Consider the following 1,171-nt stretch of genomic DNA (forward strand, 5'->3'; position numbering starts at 1 on the left):
AGTCCAAGAAAAGCAATTATATTTAAAGGTGAAAAATTTGAATGAGATAGTTTAAATTCATGTCCTAAAATACATGAAATTAATTTTAATGCAAATACTAGTGATTATAATGAAATTATTGGTGCTTATGCTTTTGCAAAAGATAAAAATGGAAATTATCAAGGTATTTTATTAAGAAAAGCAGATATTGATCGTTTAAAAAATAGTAGTCCTAGTGGTAATAGTGAATATTCACCTTGAAATAAATGACCAAAAGAAATGGTTGAAGCAAAATTATATCGTAAATTAGCATTAGAAATGGGAATTGATATATCTGATATTGATTTAGATGAAAAAGAAATTAAAGAAGATGGTAATTTTGAATATATTTCATTTAAAGATATTGATGTCGCCAAAAATAAAGGGCAAATGAGCGATGAACCATTATTAAATAAATATAACCCCATCTTATCCAGAAATAGCAGACACTAACGATAATGTCGTTAAAGAAGAAGATATCTCAAATGTAGTACCAGCAGTTAATAATAATGAGAAGGATGTATACGCTTGATAAAAATAGGTATTGACCCATCAGGTGCTGGTACTACTGGTATTGTTATTTATGAAGATAATAAAATTATTAGAAAAGAAGAGTAAATATTGAACAGAACATGTTAATTTAATTACAAAAATTATTAAAGAATATGAAATTAAAGGTGAATATTATTTTCTAAACATTGAAAATTGTTTACCAACAAATGCTAATGGTTCAAAATATAGAGATGATTTATTAAGAGTATTAGGTGGTATTGAAATTGAAAATAAATTTAATCTTATTGGAGGACTTAGTTTTTCATTCTATCCTTATTTTATATCACCAAAATATACTAAATCAGTTGTTAAAAATATGGAAAATTTAAGTAAATATAATGATAGTTGTTTATGAAAATATGATAAAGATACTAATTTAACTTATCAATATGGTAAAGGTTGAAAATATAATAATGAAAAAATAAGTAATCATCTCCGCGATGCAATTATAATTGCTAATTATGGTGATTAACTATGAAAACTAATTTAGGTGAATTATATTTAGGTGATAGTTTAGAAATATTAAAAAAAATACCTGATAAAAGTATTGATTTAATATTAACTGATCCACCTTACCTTTACCCTGATATTGCTAAAAAAT

The 1,171-nt window shown here is 24.3% G+C and carries 2 protein-coding genes; both read left to right on the forward strand.

Features of this window, described 5'->3' with window-relative positions:
• A partial coding sequence (locus C6B38_RS09965; RefSeq protein ID WP_199558584.1) for a recombinase RecT occupies positions 1–471 on the forward strand: 471 nt, incomplete at its 5' end.
• A gap of 130 nt (positions 472–601) precedes the next feature.
• Positions 602–1,042, forward strand: a complete 441-nt coding sequence (locus C6B38_RS04500) for a hypothetical protein (protein ID WP_105298813.1) — start codon at positions 602–604, stop codon at positions 1,040–1,042.
• Positions 1,043–1,171 lie beyond the last annotated feature (129 nt).

The sequence above is a fragment of the Spiroplasma sp. ChiS genome (assembly GCF_002968355.1).
GTDB lineage: Bacteria > Bacillota_I > Bacilli_A > Mycoplasmatales > Mycoplasmataceae > Spiroplasma > Spiroplasma citri.